15 protein-coding genes are annotated in these 21,457 nt (G+C 57.5%); 10 read left to right on the forward strand and 5 right to left on the reverse strand.

Annotated features, from left to right (window positions below):
- Positions 1-482 precede the first annotated feature (482 nt).
- Entirely contained in the window at positions 483-1,169 is a 687-nt protein-coding gene (locus ACOYW2_RS18020; RefSeq protein ID WP_482767429.1) for an amidase family protein, read from the forward strand.
- A gap of 25 nt (positions 1,170-1,194) precedes the next feature.
- Complete coding sequence (locus ACOYW2_RS18025; protein WP_482767430.1) at positions 1,195-1,701, forward strand: amidase family protein; 507 nt, start codon at positions 1,195-1,197, stop codon at positions 1,699-1,701.
- 114 nt (positions 1,702-1,815) lie between these two features.
- Here the strand turns inward: ACOYW2_RS18025 and ACOYW2_RS18030 are convergent, their stop codons facing one another.
- From ACOYW2_RS18030 to ACOYW2_RS18040, 3 genes are all read right to left on the reverse strand, one after another.
- The gene (locus ACOYW2_RS18030; RefSeq protein ID WP_482767431.1) at positions 1,816-3,351 is read right to left on the reverse strand and encodes an arylsulfatase; all 1,536 of its coding nucleotides are present in this window, start codon (positions 3,349-3,351) and stop codon (positions 1,816-1,818) included.
- 173 nt (positions 3,352-3,524) lie between these two features.
- The gene (locus ACOYW2_RS18035; protein WP_482767432.1) at positions 3,525-4,706 is read right to left on the reverse strand and encodes an iron-containing alcohol dehydrogenase; all 1,182 of its coding nucleotides are present in this window, start codon (positions 4,704-4,706) and stop codon (positions 3,525-3,527) included.
- An 82-nt stretch (positions 4,707-4,788) separates the two neighbouring features.
- Entirely contained in the window at positions 4,789-6,204 is a 1,416-nt protein-coding gene (locus tag ACOYW2_RS18040) for a coniferyl aldehyde dehydrogenase (RefSeq protein ID WP_482767433.1), read from the reverse strand.
- Positions 6,205-6,645: 441 nt separating this feature from the next.
- Here ACOYW2_RS18040 and ACOYW2_RS18045 point away from each other — a divergent pair, with 441 nt between their 5' ends.
- The 3 genes from ACOYW2_RS18045 to ACOYW2_RS18055 all read left to right on the forward strand — a co-directional run bounded on the left by ACOYW2_RS18045 (position 6,646) and on the right by ACOYW2_RS18055 (position 10,469).
- Entirely contained in the window at positions 6,646-7,539 is an 894-nt protein-coding gene (locus ACOYW2_RS18045; protein WP_482767434.1) for a LysR family transcriptional regulator, read from the forward strand.
- Positions 7,540-7,855: 316 nt separating this feature from the next.
- Positions 7,856-8,416 (forward strand): NADAR family protein, encoded by a 561-nt coding sequence (locus tag ACOYW2_RS18050; protein WP_482767435.1) that lies wholly within the window; start codon positions 7,856-7,858, stop codon positions 8,414-8,416.
- Between the two features lie 334 nt (positions 8,417-8,750).
- Complete coding sequence (locus ACOYW2_RS18055; RefSeq protein ID WP_482767436.1) at positions 8,751-10,469, forward strand: methyl-accepting chemotaxis protein; 1,719 nt, start codon at positions 8,751-8,753, stop codon at positions 10,467-10,469.
- A gap of 140 nt (positions 10,470-10,609) precedes the next feature.
- On the opposite strand, the gene ACOYW2_RS18060 is transcribed toward ACOYW2_RS18055, so the two are convergent.
- On the reverse strand, positions 10,610-11,815 hold the full coding sequence (locus ACOYW2_RS18060) for an SPL family radical SAM protein (RefSeq protein ID WP_482767437.1): 1,206 nt from the start codon (positions 11,813-11,815) through the stop codon (positions 10,610-10,612).
- A gap of 274 nt (positions 11,816-12,089) precedes the next feature.
- Positions 12,090-13,667, reverse strand: a complete 1,578-nt coding sequence (locus ACOYW2_RS18065) for a sigma-54 interaction domain-containing protein (protein WP_482767438.1) — start codon at positions 13,665-13,667, stop codon at positions 12,090-12,092.
- Between the two features lie 452 nt (positions 13,668-14,119).
- On the opposite strand from ACOYW2_RS18065, the gene ACOYW2_RS18070 reads away from it, so the two are divergent.
- The 5 genes from ACOYW2_RS18070 (at position 14,120) to ACOYW2_RS18090 (ending at position 21,414) form a co-directional block, all read left to right on the forward strand.
- Positions 14,120-16,849, forward strand: coding sequence for an efflux RND transporter permease subunit (locus ACOYW2_RS18070; protein WP_482767439.1), 2,730 nt, complete (start codon positions 14,120-14,122; stop codon positions 16,847-16,849).
- A complete protein-coding gene (locus tag ACOYW2_RS18075; protein WP_482767440.1) occupies positions 16,846-17,625 on the forward strand; it encodes an outer membrane lipoprotein-sorting protein in 780 nt (259 codons plus the stop codon). Before ACOYW2_RS18070 ends, ACOYW2_RS18075 begins: the two co-directional genes overlap by 4 nt.
- 269 nt (positions 17,626-17,894) lie before the next feature.
- Positions 17,895-19,280, forward strand: a complete 1,386-nt coding sequence (locus tag ACOYW2_RS18080; protein ID WP_482767441.1) for a hypothetical protein — start codon at positions 17,895-17,897, stop codon at positions 19,278-19,280.
- A 277-nt stretch (positions 19,281-19,557) separates the two neighbouring features.
- Complete coding sequence (locus tag ACOYW2_RS18085) at positions 19,558-20,205, forward strand: flavodoxin family protein (RefSeq protein ID WP_482767442.1); 648 nt, start codon at positions 19,558-19,560, stop codon at positions 20,203-20,205.
- Between the two features lie 9 nt (positions 20,206-20,214).
- A complete protein-coding gene (locus tag ACOYW2_RS18090) occupies positions 20,215-21,414 on the forward strand; it encodes a hypothetical protein (RefSeq protein WP_482767443.1) in 1,200 nt (399 codons plus the stop codon).
- Positions 21,415-21,457: the final 43 nt, after the last annotated feature.

Consider the following 21,457-nt stretch of genomic DNA (forward strand, 5'->3'; position numbering starts at 1 on the left):
AGGACGCTGTGAGAAATAAAGCTCTTAACCAAATACCAGAAAAGCAATAGCCTCAGACGCACCATATTAACTACACATCACAAAAACAGTAAATACAATCAAAGACATCCACATTCAAAAAAAATTACTTAAAAAACCAAGTCTCTCCAACAAAGTTTATAGGCATCACACTTTACTTACACCCACAGTGCAAAAAAAAGCCGTTGCGTCGTATACCAAACAGACTCAGCCATCGCTCAATCGCCCTGTTTTTTGTTCCATAGCATGTGACGTCCCACGGGTATAATGCAACACCCCACAGAAACAACGAGCGCGTCCATAAACGCCTTCAATAAAAGTTGCCATCCCGCTTTATTGGCTCTATGCGAGGTTGTCAAACGCATTGATTGCGACTACCATCGGGATCTGTTTACCGAAAAAGACAAGGCTCTCCCCGCGACCGCAGAAAACAAAAATGCATCTCGAATATGAGGTACCCTGCCATGAAATCCAATATGCCCATTCACCGGACCGACCCGTTTGTCAACAACACCACCCACGCACCATACGCCTCCGGGGCTTTGGACGGCCTGACCTTTGCCCTGAAAGACAACATGGACGTGGCCGGTGAGACTACGGGGTACGGAAGCCCGGGATGGAAAGAGACCCGTGCCACCGAGGCGGTGGCCCATGCCATCTGCATGGAACAGCTCCTGGGGGCTGGAGCCACCCATAAGGGAAAAACCATCTCCGACGAGCTGGCCTACAGCCTTTTGGGGGTCAACGCCTTTTACGGCACCCCGGTAAACCCCAAGGCCCCGGACAGGATTCCCGGAGGATCCTCCAGCGGCTCCGCATCGGCGGTGGCAGGGGGGCTGGTGGAATTTGCCCTGGGCACGGACGCAGGGATGCAGTCCAGGCTCCGCATCCGATCCAGATCTGGGGATGCACGGCCGTCCCACGGCCTCGTCCTGTCCGGGGTACTCCCCCTGGCACCGTCCTACAAGGCGTGGGCGCCATGGCCCGCACCGGAGAGGTTGCTGGAAAAGGTGATAAGGGTTCTCCTGGCCAACGGGGCCCCGCAGTCCTGCCACACCCCACCCGACCATCTGCTTTGTGGAGGATCTGTTTCAACTGGCCGACGGGGAGATCTGCAGCGCCCTTACGCCCATCCGCAAAAAACTGGGTGAAACCTGCCCCACCCGGACCGCCACCATGGCAGACATCACAGCCCCCCATGTCAACTGGCGCTGGCTCTTCGAAAACCTGGGGTACCTGCTCTCCATTGAGATCTGGAACTCCTTCGGTGCCTGGGTCACCCATGAAAAGCCAACCCTGAGCCCCGGGGTGGAGTCCGCCCTTCACGCGTATGCCAAAGGCTCGGACCGCAAGGATATCCAGCGCCGCCTCACGCTTCGGCAAACCTTCCAGCGTCAGCTCAACAATTTTCTGAACGACGGGAACATCCTCTGTTTCCCCACCACCGTGGACCCCGCCCCCAGGCTTTCGGAGATCACCCCGGCTTTCTACGAAGGGGAGTACATCCCGCGAGCCATGGGCGTCAACGCCATCTCAGGCATGTCATCCACGCCCCAGATCACCATGCCCGTGGCAGAGGCAGACGGAATCCCTGTGGGCCTCTCGTTTGTCGCCGGGTATGGTCAGGACACAGCCCTCATGGCCCTGTGCAACGACCTCTACACCCGGTGCGTCGGTCACTGACGCTACGGGATGCTCCCCTTCTGCTGTCATGGGTTAGGCCAAACAAAAAAGCGGCCCGATTGGGGCCGCTTTTTAACGCCATACCATGTAACGCATCAGATCATATAAAAAGTACTACGGACTGCTGGGGGACTTGAGCTTTTCCATCACCTTGTCGATGGTGAAGCTGCCTGCTTCCTGACGGGGAGGAAACTCTTTGAAGGTCGCCAGGAATTTTTCCACATACCCCTGGGCGGGAATCAGGAGAAAAGCGTGATCCATCCACCAGTCCCAATAGGTATTGGAGGTGATGGAGGCACGCTCATAAGGATCTGTCCTGAGATTGTAGAGCCACGGAATGCGCGTGTGTACAAGGGGCTCGCCCCACACGAGCATGGTTCCCGGCGCACGTTGCTGGGCAAAGACCACCTTCCAGTTATCGTACCGTAGAGCCTGCAGGTCCCCATCATCGGAAAAATAGAAATACTCTTCCCGGGGGCCCTTCTCTTCCTTTCCTGTCAGGTACGGCAGGAAATTGTAGCCGTCCAGGTGCACGCGGTATTTCTTTTTATTGGCCTTGTAGCCTTTCTTCAGCTTCTCCTTGATGTCGGGGACCCCTGCTGCGGCCAGAAGCGTGGGCATCCAGTCCATGTGGGACATGATCTCGTTGGACACCGAGTCCGCTTCAATTTTTCCGGGCCACCGCACCATGGCAGGTACCCGGTACGCCCCTTCCCAGTTTGCGTTTTTTTCACCCCGGAAAGGCGACATGGCAGAATCGGGCCAGGTGTTCATATGGGTTCCGTTGTCCGTGCTGTAAAAAACAAGGGTGTTGTCTGCGATGCCAAGTTCATCGAGTTTATCGAGGACCGTCCCCACATTCTTGTCGTGGTCGATCATGGCATCATGGTAGGGGCTCTGCCATCTGCCGGACTGGCCAAGACTCTCGGGTTTGACGTGGGTACGAAAGTGCATGTGGGTAAAGTTGACCCAGACAAAAAAAGGCGTCCCTGCTTTGTGCTGTTTTTCGATGAATCGGGCTGACCGCTCGGCAACGTCGTCATCGATGGTCTCCATGCGTTTTGTTGTGAGGGGCCCCGTATCCTCAATGGACTGCTTGCCATTGGGCAGGGCAAGGCAGTAGAGCACCCCCCTGGGGCCGTATTTCTTGATAAACTCCGGATCTTTGGGGTAGTCGGGCAGTTCAGGCTCTTCCGATGCATTGAGGTGGTACAAAGATCCGTAAAATTCATCAAACCCGTGAACCGTGGGTAAATGCTCGTCTTTGTCACCCAGGTGGTTCTTTCCGAACTGCCCGGTGGCATACCCCTGGGCTTTCAAAAGCCTTGCAATGGTGGGGTCCTCTTTGTTCATGCCGAGATCGCCGCCGGGCATCCCCACTTTGCTCAGACCGCTTCGGAACACACTCTGCCCCATGATAAAGGCAGCGCGCCCTGCGGTGCATGTCTGCTCAGCGTAATAATCGGTAAACATCATCCCCTCCTTGGCGATGGAGTCGATGTTGGGGGTTCGATAGCCCATCAGGCCTTTGGTGTATGCGCTGATATTGCTCTGCCCGATGTCGTCCCCCCAGATGATGACAATATTGGGTTTTTGCGATTCTTCCCCATGGGCAAGCCCCCAGAGCGCCGCCAGTCCTATCACAACCATCACGGTGACCAGTACACCTGTCCTCATGTTTCCGCGTAAACTAAGCGTCATTGTACCTTCCTCCCTTGGTTGGATTCTTGGTCCTTCAATGAGTACGTGTTACGTGTTCATGAAACCGGCACATGGCACAAGCCACGATGTCTGTCTTTGGATGGAGGCGCTCTGCGCCCGGGCTATGCCACCCCGTTGACAATCTGAGCGATTTTCTCGTCACGGATGGCGTAAAACTGGTAAGCCATATCCTTTTTTACGGTCTCCATGATTCGATTCTTCTGGTCGTCATCAAGGGCCCACGCTGAAAAGGTGGTGTCGGCCCCGATTCTCTGCTGAAAGTCTTTTAAAAACGCCACCACCGAAGCAAGGGTACGGGCATCGTCTGCTTCGGGCATCAGCCCCAGGGCCGAAGCCAGCTTGCCGATTTTCGGCTGATAAAACTCGGGCAAGGCCTCGATGACAACGGGCATCAGAACCGTGTTGGCGTCCCCATGGGGAATATGCCCCACAGCCCCGAAAGCGTGGGCGCAGTTGTGGATGGGAATCCCCCCGAGGGAAGAGTAGAAGGCAGAAATGGCCATGGTACTGGCCTGCAGCAGGGCACCCCGGGCCGCTGTGTCCCCGGGCGCCTCCAATGCCCTGGGCAGGTTGTCGATAATAAGACGTGTCGCCTGCATGGCATAGGCGTCCGTAAAGCTGTTGCTCAGGGGCGAAACCAGGGCCTCCACGGCATGGGTCAGGGCGTCAAAGGCCGTGGAGCGGGTAAGTCCCTTGGGAAGCCCTGTTGTCATGCAAGGGTCCAGGATGGCGATATCCGCCTCAAGACCCGAAGCCACAAGACTTGCCTTGATGTTCTCCTCTTCGTTAAAAAAAACGGCAATGGGAGAGGCTTCCGCGCCGGTGCCTGCGGTTGTGGGCACGGCGATATGGGGGGTATCAAAGCCCTGAGACTCCGGCCAGACCTCCAATCTGCCACCACCAGCGATGGCTCCGCGAATGTCGGAGAGCCCCCGGTCCAGAGCATATTTAACCCCTTTGGAAGCATCGATGACGCTTCCTCCCCCAACGGCCAGGATGGCATCAGCCCCGCAATCCCTTGCGTAGGCGATGGCCTCATTGATGTTCCGGCAGGCTGCATCGGGTTCAATGGCGGTAAACGTGCCGGCAAGGGTGACATCTGCCTGGCGGTTGAATATATCGGCACACCTATCTACGACACCAAAGGCTTCAAGGCCTTTGTCGGAGAAGAGGACAACGCGCTTTGCGCCCATATGCCGGAACAGGGAAGGCACATTTTCAATGCCGTTTTCCCTGGCGTGAACGATGGTTTTCATCTGGTAATCAAACGGGTGAGACTTCATTGTTTCTATTCCTGATTTATTTAAATGCCCTTCATGGATTTGGGTGAAGGGCTTATTTTTTTTTTACCGGTACACGTGCCGGTTATCGCAACAAGGCCTCCATTACGGCCTTTTTGAACTCATTGTCTTCCCTTGCGAAAAGATGCTTTATGTTGTGTTCCGTTCCCGACGTCATCACAGTTTTTGAATGAGACATGGTCAGAAAACCTTCAAAGCCGTGATAGTTGCCCATTCCCGACGCACCGATACCGCCAAAGGGAGCATCATCCACCGCAAGGTGAAACACGCTGTCGTTGATGCACATGCCACCTGAATGAACCGTGGTTTTCACACGCTGCTGAAGGGCCTCGTCATGGGTCATCAGGTAAAGGGCCAGGGGCCTCGGGTTGCCCTGGATATGGGCTATGGCTTCCTCAACATCCCCATAGGTGATCAGGGGAAGCAACGGGCCGAAAATCTCTTCGGTCATGACCTTGGCGTCTCTTGCCGGGTCCACAACCATGTGGGTGACCAGTCGGTTTTTGGCGCTGTCCATGCTGTTTCCGTGGCAAGGTTCGATGCGGGTCTGTTTTTCCTGCTCGTCGTTTAAAAGCCCTTCAATGCGCTTGAACTGACGGGTGTTTGCCATGGAAGTAAGGTTCTCGGAATCCACTCCCTGGGGAAAAAGGCCTGCGTACTGCTTTTTGTATTCGGCAATGAACGATTCCAGCCGGCCCTCGGGCAGGAACACATAGTCCGGAGCCACGCAAACCTGGCCGTTGTTAAGGCTTTTGCCGTAGATGATCCGTTCCACCGCCATCTCCATGGAGACATCCTCACCCACGATGACCGGTGATTTCCCGCCGAGTTCAAGGGTCACCGGGGTCAGGTTGGACGCAGCCGCCCGCATGACGTGGCGCCCCACCGTGGTGGACCCGGTGAACAGGATGTGATCAAAGGGCAACTCCGTAAAGGCCGCCGAGACCTCGGCCTCCCCTTCAAACACGCTCACATAGCTGTCATCAAACACCGATTTCAGCATCTCTGCGAGGACCTTGTTGGTGTGGGGCGTAAATTCACTCATCTTGAGCATGGCGCGGTTACCTGCGGCAATGGCGGAAATGAGAGGCCCGATGGAGAGCATAACGGGAAAATTCCACGGGACCACAATGCCCACAACCCCCAGGGGTTGATAAATCACCTCCACGGATGACGTGGTGAGAAGGGGCCCGGGGTCTCTCCTGGAAGGCGCCATCCACTCAGACAGATGGGCGATGGTGTGATTGATGTTGCCGATGCAGGGGGTGATATCGGCGATAAGCGTATCCAGCTCACTTCGCTTTCCATAGTCATCGCTCATGGCGGTGCTGATGTCCCCTGTGTACGCCACCAGGGCGGTTTTCAGCTTCTTGAGCATCTCGATCCGCGCATCAAGGCTTGGCATGGGGCTGCTGTCAAAGGCCTGCTTCATGGTGACCAGGGTGGTCTCCATTTTCTTTATCTCTTGTTGAATGTCCATGGGTCTGAACGCTCCTTTTTGGGGTATTCATTTCGAAAATGATGTTTCGTTACGTGCAGGTTGATCGGTGATTGGGCACGAAATGGCGGGTACGGGGAAGAACCTCGCGCACTTAACTCGAGGTTTCTTCAATTATATTAAATTATTAACCCACACAAAACAACCCGCATCATCTTTCTGTCAATGGATGGAACCAACGCTCAGGTTCAATGGCATCCTACCCACAGGATGCGATGCCCATGCCCCGGCCCCAGTCCGAACTTGGGCTAAAGGATACTGAAATAATTACCATTCATGTAGTCCCTGTTATTGCATTTTAACATTGCAAAATTTACAATCCTGGGTAGAGATTCAGGGTTCCGGCACCACAGCGCCGGTGGCTGTGCTGGGAAACCCGGCAAGGACACGTGGAGCACTACATATCGCTTCAGGGAGGAATGCATGGAATCTGCGGAACGGATTTTCCTGCGGGTGGTGGAGGCCGGAAGCTTCAAGGCCGCGGCAGAACAGCTGGGCACCGACCCGTCAGCGGTGAGCCGCAAGGTCATGGCCCTGGAAGAGCGCCTGGGGGTCAAGCTGTTGCAACGCTCTCCCCGCCGCTCCACGCCCACGGAAACCGGCCTTCTCTATTACGAAGGCATGCGCAGGCTGGTGGATGAGCAATCCACCCTGGAGTCCAGTGTCTCCAGCGTAGCCGATACGGCCCAGGGCCTCCTTCGGGTGAGCGCGCCCCTGGAGTTTGGCCAGGCCTTTGTGGTGCCGGTCCTGAAAGACATGGTGAAACAATACCCGGAGCTCAGGGTGGAGCTTCGCTTCAACAGCGGATACGCCGAAGCCCCAACTGCACACTTTGATGTGGAGATTCACGTGGGGGATCTCCCCGACTCCAACCTCGTGTGCAAAAAACTTGCGGACATGCCCATGATCCTCGTTGCGTCCAGGGGCTACCTTGAAACCCACCCGCCCCCCCAAACGGCCCAGGATCTCAAACACCATCATTTTCTGCTTTTTTCAAAGCAACAGCGGGAGCTCCCCCTGGAACTGCACCGCCAGGGAAAACGGGAACGGGTCCACGTCACGGACGGAAAATTCACGGTAAACAGCCTCACCGCGATTCGGGATCTTGTGGTGGAGGGGTTCGGTATTGCCCTGGCGCCCATGTGGCCCTACCGGAACCTACTCGAAACCGGTGAGGTGGTGAGGCTCCTTGAGGGCTACCAGCTGTCCCCCTATCCCTGGTACGCCCTCTATCCGGGGGCAGCCTTTGTTCCGGCCAAGACGCGCCGCTTCCTTGACCTTCTGGGCCAGATCGAATTTGAATTCGACCATCGGTGAGCAAAGCGCCAACCATTCACAGGCTTAACGCATTCAAATTTTTGCCTCCGGCGGCCCTGCAGGGGGCCAACCTTTTGAAAAATTTGACAAACAGTTTTTTTTTGGAGGAATGCGTCCCTACAAGGCATGGCCCCCTCTTCTTTTTTTTATTACCGGAACGTTTTTGCGGAGCTTTTTTCAAAAAGCGACCCGCCGGAGGCAACTGAATGTTTAAATGTGTTGACCCTGCAACCATTCACCTTGTCTGGGGCGGAATGTTGATATAAACGATATCTTGAACTCGACATTGATCACCCTTCAGGAAAGAAACTGTCTTATGCATGAAAAAATCTTTGATATTGACTCGTTGCAAAAAGAGGTAAGGACAGGAAGGCAATTCGACTACCTCTTCTTCTGGGGGCACCACCCAAGAAAGGACGGCCGCACAGGCAAGCAGTGCTTCAGCCAGTGGTGGCAGGCCCCCTTTGACCTGGACGGCATCCGCTACACGTCGGCGGAAGTCTACATGATGGCGGAAAAAGCGCGGTTGTTCAATGACGAGGCCATGCGGCGCAACATCATCGAGTGCGCACACCCCCGGGAAGCAAAAAAATGGGGCCGCAGCATCAAGAACTTCCATGAAGCGGAGTGGAACCGGCATCGTTTCGACATTGTGGTGCGAGGAAACAAAGCAAAATTCGAACAGAATGAAGCACTGAAAGCATATCTTCTGGGCACAGAAGATCGCATTCTGGTGGAGGCAAGCCCGGTGGATACCATCTGGGGAATCGGCCTTGCCCAAGAAGACCCACGCTGCGCGGACCCGGAGCAGTGGAAAGGCCTGAACCTGCTGGGTTTCGCCCTCATGAACGTACGATCGATCCTGAGACAATCGTGACCCTCCGCTTTGAAAAAGAGCCTGCGGCATCCCCAGGGTGACGGCGGGTTTTGATCTGGTTTTCCAGAAGCGACTCGCCGAAGGGTAATCCATTACACGACACCATCCATGTGTCCCCCACAACGCCACGCGGTATATCCTGACCAAAAGCCAGCCAAAAAAATCCGTAATACCTTTCCTGACATCAAAATACAGAATCACGCCCACAGCTCTGATCAACACAGTATGGTTGCCTCATCAGCCACACTGTGTTAACTTTTTTTCCTTACTTTTTCGTTCTAAGGGAGGAACACCTGTGGAGGAAACCTCCCAACGTCTCAATGGAGAACTGCCCATGACATTCAGAGATATCGGCATCAAGTGGAAAATCATCGCTATTACGACCCTGGGACCTTTGGTCATCGCTCTTATCCTGGGTGTCCTGCGGGTTTCCGACATTCGAAACAGCGCTGTGGACGGCATGGTGCAGAAAAGCCGGGCCATTGTCCTGATGGCCGAGGCCGCCCGTAACGAGATGGCCCACAAGCTCACCCAGGGGATCATCCTCCCCTTTGACGAGATCCCCAAAGCAAAACTCATCGAAGCCGTGCCCGTGGTCACCGCCATCGACATGGTTAAGCTGAACGCGGACTCCACCGGGTATACCTTCCGGGTGCCGAAGATCTCCCCCCGAAACAGGGCCAACGAAGCCAACGCCTTTGAAAAAGAGATCCTGGCTGAAATCAAGGCCAAGGGCCTTACCGAGAAAATCGTCATCGAAGACGACGCCATCCGCTACTTCCGGCCCATCAAGCTCACCTCAGACTGCATGGTCTGCCACGGATCGCCCCGGGGATCCAAGGACCCCCTGGGCGGCATCAAGGAGGGATGGAAAGCAGGAGAGGTCCACGGCGCCTTTGAACTCACCATGTCCCTGGCCGAGACGAACCAACAGCTTTTAAAGGCAAAGCTCAACGTGGCCTTTCTCACCTTCGGCACCCTGGCCCTGATCCTTCTCATCTCCTGGCTCATGGTCCGAAAGAGCCTGCTGGCTCCCCTGGCCGCCACCGGCCGGTTCATCAAGGAGATTGAACAGGGCAATCTCTCCGGGGCGGTCCCGGTGCAAAGCAACGACGAAATGGGCCGCATGATGAGGCGCCTCAACACCATGGTGGCGAGGCTCAAGGACATGATGGAAAACATCGGAGGTGAAGGGAACCGGCTCCTGGAGGCATCCACCCAACTGGAAGGTATCTCCGGCACCCTCTCCAAAAGCTCGGACAACACCGCGGACCGGTCCCGCACCGTGGCCGCGGCCTCCGAAGAGATGAGCACCAACATGAACTCCGTGGCTGCGGCCGTGGAAGAGACCGCCACCAACGTCAGCCTTGTGGCCGACGCCGCCGAACAGATGACCGCCACCATCAACGAGATTGCCGAAAGCACCGAGACCGCCCGAAACATTACCGGAGACGCGGTGGACGAAGCCACGCGGGCCTCGGAAAAAGTCGGGGAACTGGGCTCGGCTGCCAGCGAAATCGGCAAGATCACCGATGTGATCACGGACATCTCCGAGCAGACCACCCTCCTGGCCCTGAACGCCACCATTGAAGCGGCCCGTGCAGGGGAATCCGGAAAAGGGTTTGCCGTGGTGGCCAACGAAATCAAGGAGCTGGCCCGACAGACCTTCGACGCCATCGAAGAGATCAAGGGAAAGACCCAGGCCATCCAGAGTTCCACGGACTCCACCATCTCCCAGATCCATCAGGTCTCCAATGTGGTGGGCGAGGTCAACAACATCGTCAGCACCATCGCCGCCGCCATCGAAGAGCAGACAGCCACCACCCGGGAGATCGCCGACAACGTCTCCCAGGCCTCCCGGGGCACCCTGGAAGTAACGGAAAACGTGGCCCAGGCCTCCACCGTGGCAACGGAAATCGCAAGGGACATCGCCGATGTCAACATGGAAGCCAACGCCATCTCCACCCAGAGCTCGGAGGTAAGCCACAACTCCCAGCGCCTCAAAGAGATGGCCGAAAAACTCCAGGACCTGGTCAGCGCCTTTAAGCTGTAAGAAAAATGGCAACTCGAAAAAGCCCCCGGCATTCCTGTCGGGGGCTTTTTTGTTTTGAAATGAGGGAAAACCGGCCTGACTATGGGTTGGCCTGACGGATCCGGGCTGTTTTTTCGTGGTAGGTCTTGATCATGTCCGCCTCAAACGCTTCGTTGGAGTCGTAGCTGCGTCCGAACACCGGTTCCCAGAGGTCGATGTGCTCCATGCACATGTAGAAAAAAACGGACTCGTGCCAGGACTGGGGAAAGGCCTGGTACACCGTTGAAAACAGGTCTTCTTTGATGGACAGGGGGTAGCTCAGTTTCCCGGCGCACTCCTCCATGGGCATCTGGAGGATGGAGCTGTCCGGCATGCGCTCCCGGATGCGTTTGAGCGCCGCTGATAAGGTAAGGAGCCCCAGGGGAGACCATGACCACCTCCTTCAGCGAGTCGACCAGCCGGGAGACCACCGCCAGGTAGTCCTCCCGCCAGCCCTCGTACCAGACAATGGGATGGAAGTGAAAACCAACGGGAATGCCGTGATCGGCAAGCTTCCGGGCCCCTGCGATCCGTGTCTCCAGGGAGGCGGTCCCTTTTTCCTCGTGGTGAATCACCGTGGGGGTGTTGAGGGACCAGGTAAAGACCATGTTGGCCGGGGGCCGGTGCTCCTGGAAATAATCGACCCGGCCGCTCTTGGACTTCATCTCCAGGATCACGTTGGGGTGGGCCGAAGCAAACCGGTACAGGGAATCCAGCAGCCCGAAGCGGTTGCCCCACATCAGGGAATCCGAGGACTGGCCGGTTCCGATGTGATAGGTCTTCTCTTTGTCCAGCTCCAGGGTCTCCAGGTGGGAGACAAGATCCCGGATAAAACGCACCTGGTTGCCATGGTAAAAAGACTGGATGGAGCAGTAGCTGCAATCAAAGCCGCACTGCTGCACCGCATCCAGGGTGGTGAGATTGCAGCAGCGCGTCTTTTCCGAGGCCACCGGGCACCGCCCCATGATATTCCCTTTTAAAGGGACCTCCACCATCTGCTCATCAGGGAATTTCCGTTCTGCAGCCGAAAAGCCTTCATCGCCAGCGTACCTTTTCTTCCCGTTCTTCAGGGCCTCATACCCCTCCCGAAACTGCTGGAACACAACTGACGCCGCCTGTTTTCCCTTGGCCTTGCCCACCTCCTCCGGGCGGTAAAACTGCTCCAGGGATCCCACGCGCCAGCAGATGAGATCCGCACTGTACTCGGTGAGCATCTTGAGCTGTTGAAAAGAGAAGGCATAGGCCTCGGCCATGGCGAGCAGCCACTGCTGCTGCGCCTCGGGAAGCTTATGAAAAAGGGCCGTCTGTGTAAGTTTCGTGGATGTCATGGCGTCGTTATACCGAAAAAAAGGGGTTCCCGCCAGTGGGCAGGGCAAAAGGCGTTTAGATTTTGCCTCAGACGGCCCTGCCGGGGAAAAAACGTTTAAAACGTTTGAGAAACAGCCCTTACGAATGGCCAGGTCCGGCTCAAAGCGTCTGGCGAAACGAGTGTTTCAACATAACGAACAGTCTACCGGAACGTTTTTGCGGAGCTTTTTTCAAAAAGCGACCCGCCGGAGGCATCGCCTTGGGTTCTGTTTATAGCCGGTGACGCCCAGTGCTTCACAAATTTCGGCGCCGTCCCCGACCAAAGGGAATCTTGAGCCTGCGCATGCGGTGCCTCAGGGTGCTGTGATTCACCTTCAGCAGCTCTGCTGCGCCCCCCTCCCCTTCGATTCGCCCGCCCGTCATCTCCAAGACGGCCTCGATATGCGTAGCGATCACCCGGTCCAGTTCAAGGTCCCCTCCCCCCGGAACCGCCATGGGCTGAGTACCCTCTTCTGAGGGCGAAGGATTCAGCTCCGGAAAATCCAGGGGTGCGCCTTTGGAGAGGATCAGGGCGCGCTCCACCGTATTTTCCAGCTCCCGCACATTGCCCGGCCAGGGGTAAGCCTTGAGCCGGTGCATGGCCCCCGTGGCAAGGGGCGGCATCATCCCGAGCCCCATCTCCCGGCTCTTTTTGGTGATGAAGTGCTGCACCAGGGCCGGGATGTCCCCCAGTCGATCCCGCAAGGGCGGAATGGGAATGGGAAACACCTGGAGTCGGTAAAAAAGGTCCTGCCGGAAGCGGCCGTCTTGGATCATGGACTCCAGGTCGCGATGGGTGGCGGCAATGACCCGGATGTCCACATGCACGGGCCGGGTTCCTCCCACCCGCTCGAACTCTTTTTCCTGGAGCACCCTTAAGAGCCTCACCTGGGCCTCTAAGGTCAACTCGCCGATCTCATCGAGGAAAATCGTCCCGCCGTCGGCCCGCTCAAAGCGCCCCCGCTTCTGGGCCATCGCCCCTGTGAAGGCCCCTTTTTCATGCCCGAAGAGCTCGCTGTCCATGAGGGTCTCGGGAATGGCCCCGCAGTTCACCTTGATAAAGGGGCCCTGGCGCCTTGGGGACAGGTTGTGGATGGCCCGGGCAATGACCTCCTTGCCCGCCCCTGTCTCCCCGGTCAGGATGACGGGGCTGGTGAGTTGGGCCACCTGTCCCACCATCTCCATGACCCCATTGAGCCCGAAGTCGGCCCCGATGATCTCCTCGCCGGTGATCCGCCCGATCTCGTCCTGGAAATACCGGTTGTCATCGGCCAAAAGGTCTTTCAGCCTCAAGACCTGCCGATGCTCCAGGGTGTTGGACATGGCGATGGTAAAGGGCTCTCGCAGCAGGGCAAAGAGGCGGGCATCTTCGTCGGTAAACCGGTCCACACCCTTTGCGATGAGGGTCAGGGCTCCCATCACCCGGGTTTCTGCCGCAAGGATGATCCAGAGGATGGAGCACTCTTCCGGCTCCTGGAAACGCTTGAGCAACACCTGGGAAAGGGGATCTTCCTGGGGCCGATTAACGCAGAACACGCGATTGAGGTCCGAAGGAGCCGGAGACTCGATGCTGCCGTCCAGGGTGAGAGCCTCCATGGGAGTGAGGACATCACAGGGCGTTCCCTCGTCCTCCGTGGCCATGGCCATGGTCCTGAGCGCCCCGAGGTCCGGCTCGTAGCACTCAAGGAAAAGCTTGTGCCCGGGCATGTGGTTTCGCATATGTCCCAGGCAGGCAGACATCCCCTTTTCAATGGCAAGGCTGCTGCACAGCCTCAACGTCGCTTCACGGAAAAATGCATTTTCATCCACGGCCATGGTCTCTTCCTTAAACATGGTTAGAGCTACATACTGTCTTATTTAAAAGTTTAGTTCAAAACTGTCATTTAAGAAAGACACAATCTTTCATATACAACAGTTTTACGCAACATCCCTGCCCCAGAAAACAACACCCAAAAGCAATCACCCAGAATCAAAGCACATTTCCGCACCCGATTCCATGGCATGGCTTTTGCCATACCTGTCAGAAGAAGCGGAGCATCACCAGCACTGTCCTCTTCCTGAAGGGATCTTCCGCGGATGCCTGCCGTTTTACGTAAGGACCTTGTCACGAATAAATTACACATGACGGGAGCATGCCATAAGTCCTCAGCATGATGTTTTGATCGTTACATCGACACATAACGAATTTAAGGCGGAGTATCGTTATGTATTATTATTTTAGGGCATAGCCCTAACCGGGCCCACCGCGGCCCTCCTCACCTCGGCCATGCCGAAAGGATGACACAATGCGCGACAAACTCCTTAACCTGCTGATGCACCTGACCCTCTTCCACCGGCGGGTCGTCTGGGGCCTCACCCTTGTCCTCACCGCCCTGTCGATGTGGGCCGCCGGACTCATCGTCCTGGATGTCCGATGGTCCTCCCTCCTGCCGGAGTCGGACCCGAAGGTCGTGGAATACAAGATGATCGACCGGGCTTTTCTGCAGCCCGGGAACATGATTGTTGCCATCAGCGGCCCTGATGAGGCAACCCTCGAACAGATCACCGACGAGGTGACGGCCATCCTCGAAGCAGAGATGCTCGCCCCCCCCGGCGCCACCCTGGACCAAATCAAGCAAAGTGAACGGTACGCCCGCCACGTCTTCGGCAGATCCCCCGATGAATGGATCAACGAGCACATGTTCTGGCTGGCCAAGCCCAAGGATGCCCGACGGTTTCGCGACCTGCTGCGGGATCCCAGGCTCCTGCCCTACCTCTCCCATCTCAACGACGACTTTGAACGGGAGTACACGGACAGCGAAAACGTCCAGGCCAAGGAGCGGGAAATCGTGGCCTCCCTGGATGCGGTGCAGGGGATGGCCGACACCCTGATGGCGGCGGCCTCCGGCTCCGTAGACCCAGGGCGCATCCGGCGGGTGGTGCGGGACCTCACCGTGGGCCGCCCCTACATGTTCTCCCTGGACAACACCATGTCCCTCGTCTTCGTGGCCTCGGCCGTACCCTCGGACGACTCCCGCACCGTTCCCCTGGTGGACAAACGGGTTGAGTCGCTCCTGACCCCCATCCAGGCCCGGTACCCGGACTACCGCATGGAGCGCACGGGCCTGATCCCCGTGTACCGCGATGAAATGGACGCCGTGGGCCCCCAGACCCAAGCCCTGACCTTTCTGGCCTTTGGCCTGGTGTTCCTTCTTCTGGCCTGGAATTTCCGAAGCGCCATGATCCCCCTTATCGCCCTTACCCCCATTGTCGCGGGAATCATCTGGACCATGGGGCTCATCGGCCTGGTGCTGGGCTCCATGAACATCATCACCGTCATGATCATGGTGGTGCTCCTGGGGCTGGGCATCGACTTTTCCATCCACCTGGTGAGCCGCTTCTTCGAAGAGCTGAAAAAAGGCCGGAACCCGGAGACGGCCCTGAAGCTCTCCGTCGGCGGAACCGGCACAGGGGTCATCACCGGTGCCGTGACATCTGCCATCGCCTTTCTCATGCTCATGGTTGCCGAAACAAGGGGCATATACGAATTCGGATTCTGCGCCGGGGTCGGGGTGCTGGTCCAGCTCACCGCAGTCTTCTGGATGCTGCCCTCCCTGATGTTCACCTATGCCCAGGGACGGATTAATAAAGGCAAGCCCATCCCCGAAATTCGGGAGATCGCCTTCCTGAATCCAATCACGCGGCAGGTGGCCAGACACAATAAATGGGTCACCGGGGTATCCGTGCTCCTGATCTGTGCCGGGCTCTTGACCGCCGCCCACCTCACCTGGGAGTGGAACTTCATGGAGCTTGAACCCAAGGGCCTGCGCTCCGTGGCCCTCCAGGACGAAATCGTGGACAGGTTCAAGGTGTCCCCCACGGTGAGCTGGTTCACCGCACCGGATGTGGAAGCATCCCGGGCGTACCGAAAAGAGCTGAAGAAAAAGAGGCCCATCGGTGACGTGGATGACATCTCCCGGTGGGTGAGCAGGCCGGACGCGGAGAAAAACCGGCCCTTCATCCACGCCTTGCGAGCCCACAGCCGTCAAGACAGACCTTTCCATGATTACGCCACCCTATTTCTGCAGGCCCGCCTGGCCGATGAACTGGACCGCCTGTGGGCCAACCTGGTGGAAATCCAGGCCCTGTCTATCACCGGCGGCCAGGACCGGGTGGTGGAAAAGACCCGGCGCCTGGTGGCCGGGCGCGGTACCCGGGATAACGGCCTGCTCTTTAAGCTGACCACTCGCTACAAGGATCCGGACCTCGTGGACTGGACCTCGGTGGGCACACTGGCAGACCTCTTTCAAGGGGCCCTGACCGCCCGGGTGAAAAAAGCCGTTGTGCGCGATGAGCCGGTCACCCTGGCCCAGGTCCCGCCAAAATATCACGCCCGCTACGTCAGCGATGAAGCCCCGGGCTACCTCGTTCGCATCTTCCCCAAGCAGAACCTCTACCGCAAGTCGGAGATGGAGGTGTTCCAGAATGTGGTGACCCGGACCTCCGAGACCGTCACCGGCACCTCCCAGATGATCTTCAAGATGAACACGGAGATGATCCGCGAAGGGCGTATCGCCTTTATCTTAGGGGCTCTGGTGATCCTTGGCGTACTCTTTGCCGACTTTCGTTCCCTGGGCAGGGGCCTTGTGCCCATGATCCCACTGGTGGCGGGACTTTCCCTGCTCACGGGCCTCTTCTGGGTGTTTGGCCAGAAGCTCAACTACATCAACGTCATCGGGCTCACCGTCATCGTGGGCATCGGCGTGGACAACGGGGTCCACATCCTGCATCGGGCCCTGAAGGAAGGACCGGACCGCCTGCCCGAAGCCGTGGCCTCCGTGGGCCGGGCCGTGATCCTGAGCTCGCTGACCACCATGATCGGCTTCGGCAGCCTCATGCTCTACGTCATGCGGGGCATGGCCTCTTTGGGCCTCCTCCTCTTTGCAGGGGTCGGGTTCTGCCTGCTGGCGTCCTGCATCCTCCTGCCGGCGGTCATCGCCTTGTGTTCCAACAAAATAACGGGAGACTCACCATGAAACAGATCCTTTTTTTAACCTGTACCTTCCTTGTTGTCCTTACCCAGGCCCTCGGTGCCGCCCCCGGGGACAGCAACGCAGCCGACATCATCCGAAAGGCCGATATTGCTGAAGGGTACCGGTCCGCCTACTCCGAATACGACCAGGTGATCACCACCACAAGCGGGGCAAAACGGACCCTGGGAGTCCGGGCCTGGGCCAGGGAAAACGGGGACCGCCAACTGGCCGAATACCTCACCCCTGCCGACATCAAGGGCCAGAAGATCCTCATGACCGACGACGGGGACAACATCTGGATGTTCAACGCCGAAACCCGGCGAACCCGAAAGCTGGGCAGCCACATGAAAAAAAAGAAAATCATGGGGTCGGACTTTACCTACGAAGACCAGGCCGGGGGAACCCTCAGCGAAAAGTACACCGGCCTCGTTGTGGGCCAAGAGCCCCAGGAGGGCCACGATTGTTTTGTCCTTGACCTGGCCCCCACCCCCGAGGGCCCGAGCTACGACAAGATCCGCACCTGGATCTCGGCCAGCGATTTTGTCACCCGACGGGTGGATTACTTCCAAAATGGTGAAAACACGCCCTTTAAACGGATGACGGCCACAGACATCCGGCGCGTTCCCTGCCCGGCAAGCGAAGGGGCCGAAACCAAAACCGTCCCCTTTACCGTCGTGATGACCAACCTTGAGGACCGAACCGAAACCGTCAACCAGCTCAAACGCATCCTCTTTGGGGCCAAGATTCCCAGTTGCCTCTTTAACCCCCGAAAACGCTAAACTTGTTAGCCCGTATATTTCATGAGAAAACAACCAGTCAGAAGAAAAAAGCATGATTTCATATAGCTACAATAAAAATGTCAGCCATTTCAAAAATGCAAAATGTAAATCAGCGTTTGCTGTTTGATTTTCTCACCCTTCGGGCGAGCCGAGTGCACCCATCTTCTGCGTTATCAGAGCTTTGAGGTAAACAACTACATCTGCAGCTCTGATGCCTTGAATATGGGTGCACTCGACTCGTAAAATATCCGGGTTAGAAGGACACCCCCATGCAGAACCCAGCACGCCCCGGCTCACCACGTGCCGGCTCCACAATCCGCCTTGCGGCCCTCTTCCTTATATATGCAGCAGGCATCGCGCTTCTCCCCGGGCCGTCCCTGGGAGACGAGATCCCCCTGCCCGGCGGGGGCGCTGCCATGCCCCTGCCGGGGGCAGGAACGGACTCAGGTCTGCCCAACACAGGCCCCGGCTTCTCACCCACCGTCAGCGGGTATGTGGAAAACACCCTCAATGGTGAGCACATGACAGAAGACGACTCCGTCAACATCCTGAACAACACCAAAGTGCGCCTGAACGCAAGGGGTGAGGTGTCTCCCCATACCAGCTTCGGTCTGGGCCTTATCGGGGAGGCCAACACAGGGGAACGCACCTATCGCCTCACCGACTACCTCCCCGAAAAAGACAAAGCCACGATCCCCGAAGGCCAAAGGGAGGTGTACACAGAAGAGGTGGACAAAACCGATGCCTATGTCCAGGAGGCCTTTGTAACCCTCTCCGTGCCCCGGGCCGCCCTTCGGGTAGGGCGGCACAAGTTCTATTCGGGTACCGGTTATGCCTACAATCCCATCGACCTCTTCAACAGGAAAGATCCCCTGGACCCCACCTACGAAACCCGGGGCCAGGACGCGGCCATGCTTATCCTTGGCCTGTCCCCCGTCACCGAGCTGGAGCTGACGGCCCGTACCGATGAGGACCACCGCCACACAGACGGCCAGATGCGTCTCACCCACTACCAAAACGGCTGGGACCTGGCCCTGCAGTACACCCGCTTCACCGACACCCGGATCGACTGGGAAGAAAACGGAGAGTCCATAGACTTCACCTGGGACCTTGTGGCCGCTGAGTTCTCAGGAGAAATCGCCGGAGTGGGCCTCCACGGGGAGGGCGGCTACGCCTTCATCGACGAACCCGGGGATCCCGGCACCCTCTCCCGGGCCGGAAAAAGCCACGAGCGGTTTCTCCTGGGCATGGACTACACCTTTGACTGGCAGCTCTATGTTCTTTTCGAATACCTGCGCTTCGGCCAGGGAAGGGACAATCCCGACGACATGACCCTTAACGACAGGTTTGCCTATTTAACCGGTGAAATCATCACATCCAACAAAGACACCCTTTACTTAGGGCTTACCTACCCCATAACGGACCTGACGGACATCTCATTTTACTCCATCGTAAACGTCAACGATCCGAGTGCCACCCTCAGCCCTTGGCTGAAGTGGAGCGCCTGGCCTGGGTGGGACGTTGGCCGAGGGCCTGCGGGCAACACGTCCCGGGGTGTATGGGCACCTCCGGTTTTTGCGGGTGCGGGTCAGCTTTTAGCCCGAAAGGTGGAAAAGCCATTAAACAATTCAGCTCCCTCCGGTGGATCGCTTTAAAAAAGAGCTCCGCAAAAACCTTTCGGTAGTCAAGGCATAGATACTGGCAAAAGTTTGGTCCCGGCAGGCCCTCTGAAAGCAAAAAACGAAATGCGTCAGCCCTGGTTCGGCCTCTGTGGGCCATTGATTTATAGCCCCATCTCCTTTATGGTTGCGGGGTTGAACGGCCAAAGCCAGACAACGGCCCTGTCCGGTCCCACCCCCGGAGGTGAGCCGCCAAGACGTTTATGTCAACCCGCCAACCCCGTTGGCCCATCGTTCATCCCAAGGACAAACCATGCGGTATTTTGACGACCCACTGTTTAAAAACATCAGCACCCACACCCCGGAACCCGCTGTGCTGGGCATCGGGGCCAGCCCCAGGGCAAAGGGAAACTCAGACCTTTTGCTGACCCAGGTCCTCAAAGGAGCAAGCCAGCAAGGCTCGGCCACCCGAAAAATTCACCTGAGGGACATAGAGTATTCCCCCTGCATCGGCTGCGAGCGGTGCAGGAAAGACCGCATCTGCACCGGCCAGAGAGACGGCATGTCCCTTCTCTACCCGGACATCATCGCCTCCAGGGGGCTGGTACTGATCTCCCCCACCCACAACTACAACATCACGGCGTGGATGAAATCCTTCATAGACCGGCTTTACTGCTTCTACAACTTCACCTCTGAGCGACCCGGCCCCTGGTCGAGCCAGCTCGGCGGACAGGGGAGAAAGGCCGTGATCGTGGGGATCTGCGAACAGGAGACCAAAGCGGACATGGGCTTTACCATGGAGGCCATGGGCCTTCCCCTCAAAGCCCTGGGCTACGACATCGTGGGAGAGCTCCCCGTCCTTAACGTCTTCGGCAGGGGTGACATCAAGAAGAAGGAAGATACCCTTGCCCAAGCCTTTGAGCTGGGCACCACCCTGGCCCAGGCCGTTGCCGAGTCGTAAAGGCCCCCTATGGACGTCATCAAGAAAATTGGCTCCCGAAACATCATCATCCAGCGTCCGACACCTGCCCCCCATGCACCGCGCAGGAGCCGAGCCGAAGGGCGACTTGCCAAAGCATTTTTGTCCAAGCGGCCCGTCCCGGCGACCCTGTGGTCTGCCCCCCACAACATCGATCCGGGCCTGGTCCACATGAGCGCCCCCTTTGATGTGCTTCCCAGGTTTACCTATTCTAAGAAGGTGGCCCGGGACGCCAGTGGCCATGCCAACCCCGTGAACCTCTCGTTTTCCCTGGGCAGCGTCCCCTACGAGCTTAGCATCCAGCCGGCCGTCATCCCCGACGGCAGCGGCACCCGCTCCTTTCTCCCCGGGTTGAAGGAGGAGCTCATTGAAACGGTCCTCCGCAGGTGGTTTGCCCAAGGGGCTGGGGTTGTCGTGGACAACTCTGCCGGGGTCTTCTTTACCCTCTACGACCTCCGCCGGGAGCTGATGCGCTCCAACCACACCTACTCCTTCGACCAGCTGAAAATGGGGCTCCTGATCCTGTGCGGGGCTCAGCTGACCGTCAAGACCAAGGAACGCTCCATCGCCCGGGGGGGAATCCTTACCTCGGTCCTGTGGGACATCGACAAGGCCAAGGGACCGGAGTCTCGTCGGCGATGCCTGTGCGTCTTTCATCCGGAGGTGTTCCGCATGGTCTCCTCCACCTCCCCGGCCGGTGTCGACTACGAGACCTTCATGGCCTGCCGTTCCGGGTTCTCCCGATGGCTTTTTCGGTGGCTGTGCCTGGTGCCCGTTGAAAAAGACCACCCGGCTGTGCTGCGCCTCAGCGACCTGCTTCCTTTGGGCATCCTTAAAAACAGGCGGTTCAGGGACAACATGGCCTCGGTGCGCCAGGCCCTGGACGAACTGGCGGCCATGGAGATCATCCGCACGGATTACGAGGTGAAAAAAATCCTCGACGGCAAGCGCATCACAGACGCAGAGATACGCATCGAGGCCGAATCCCGCCTCAGTCACATCCGCCATGTCTTTGAAACCGAAAGGCGAAAGCTCGGGTATATCCGCCTGATCAACCACACCGGCGGATTTGAGGGAGAGGCGTGCCCGGAAACCTCATTTCAGCTCCGCCCCTTTTTTTCGGATCCGAAAATCCGGGAACTCGTCGAAGAGAACATCAGGCTCAAAAAGGCGTTAAAGGAAAAAATCTAGCCCGGATATTTCCCGAAGAGTGAAAAGACCGTGAATGGTATTC

This window comes from Desulfoluna sp. CLI2B (assembly GCF_056847375.1).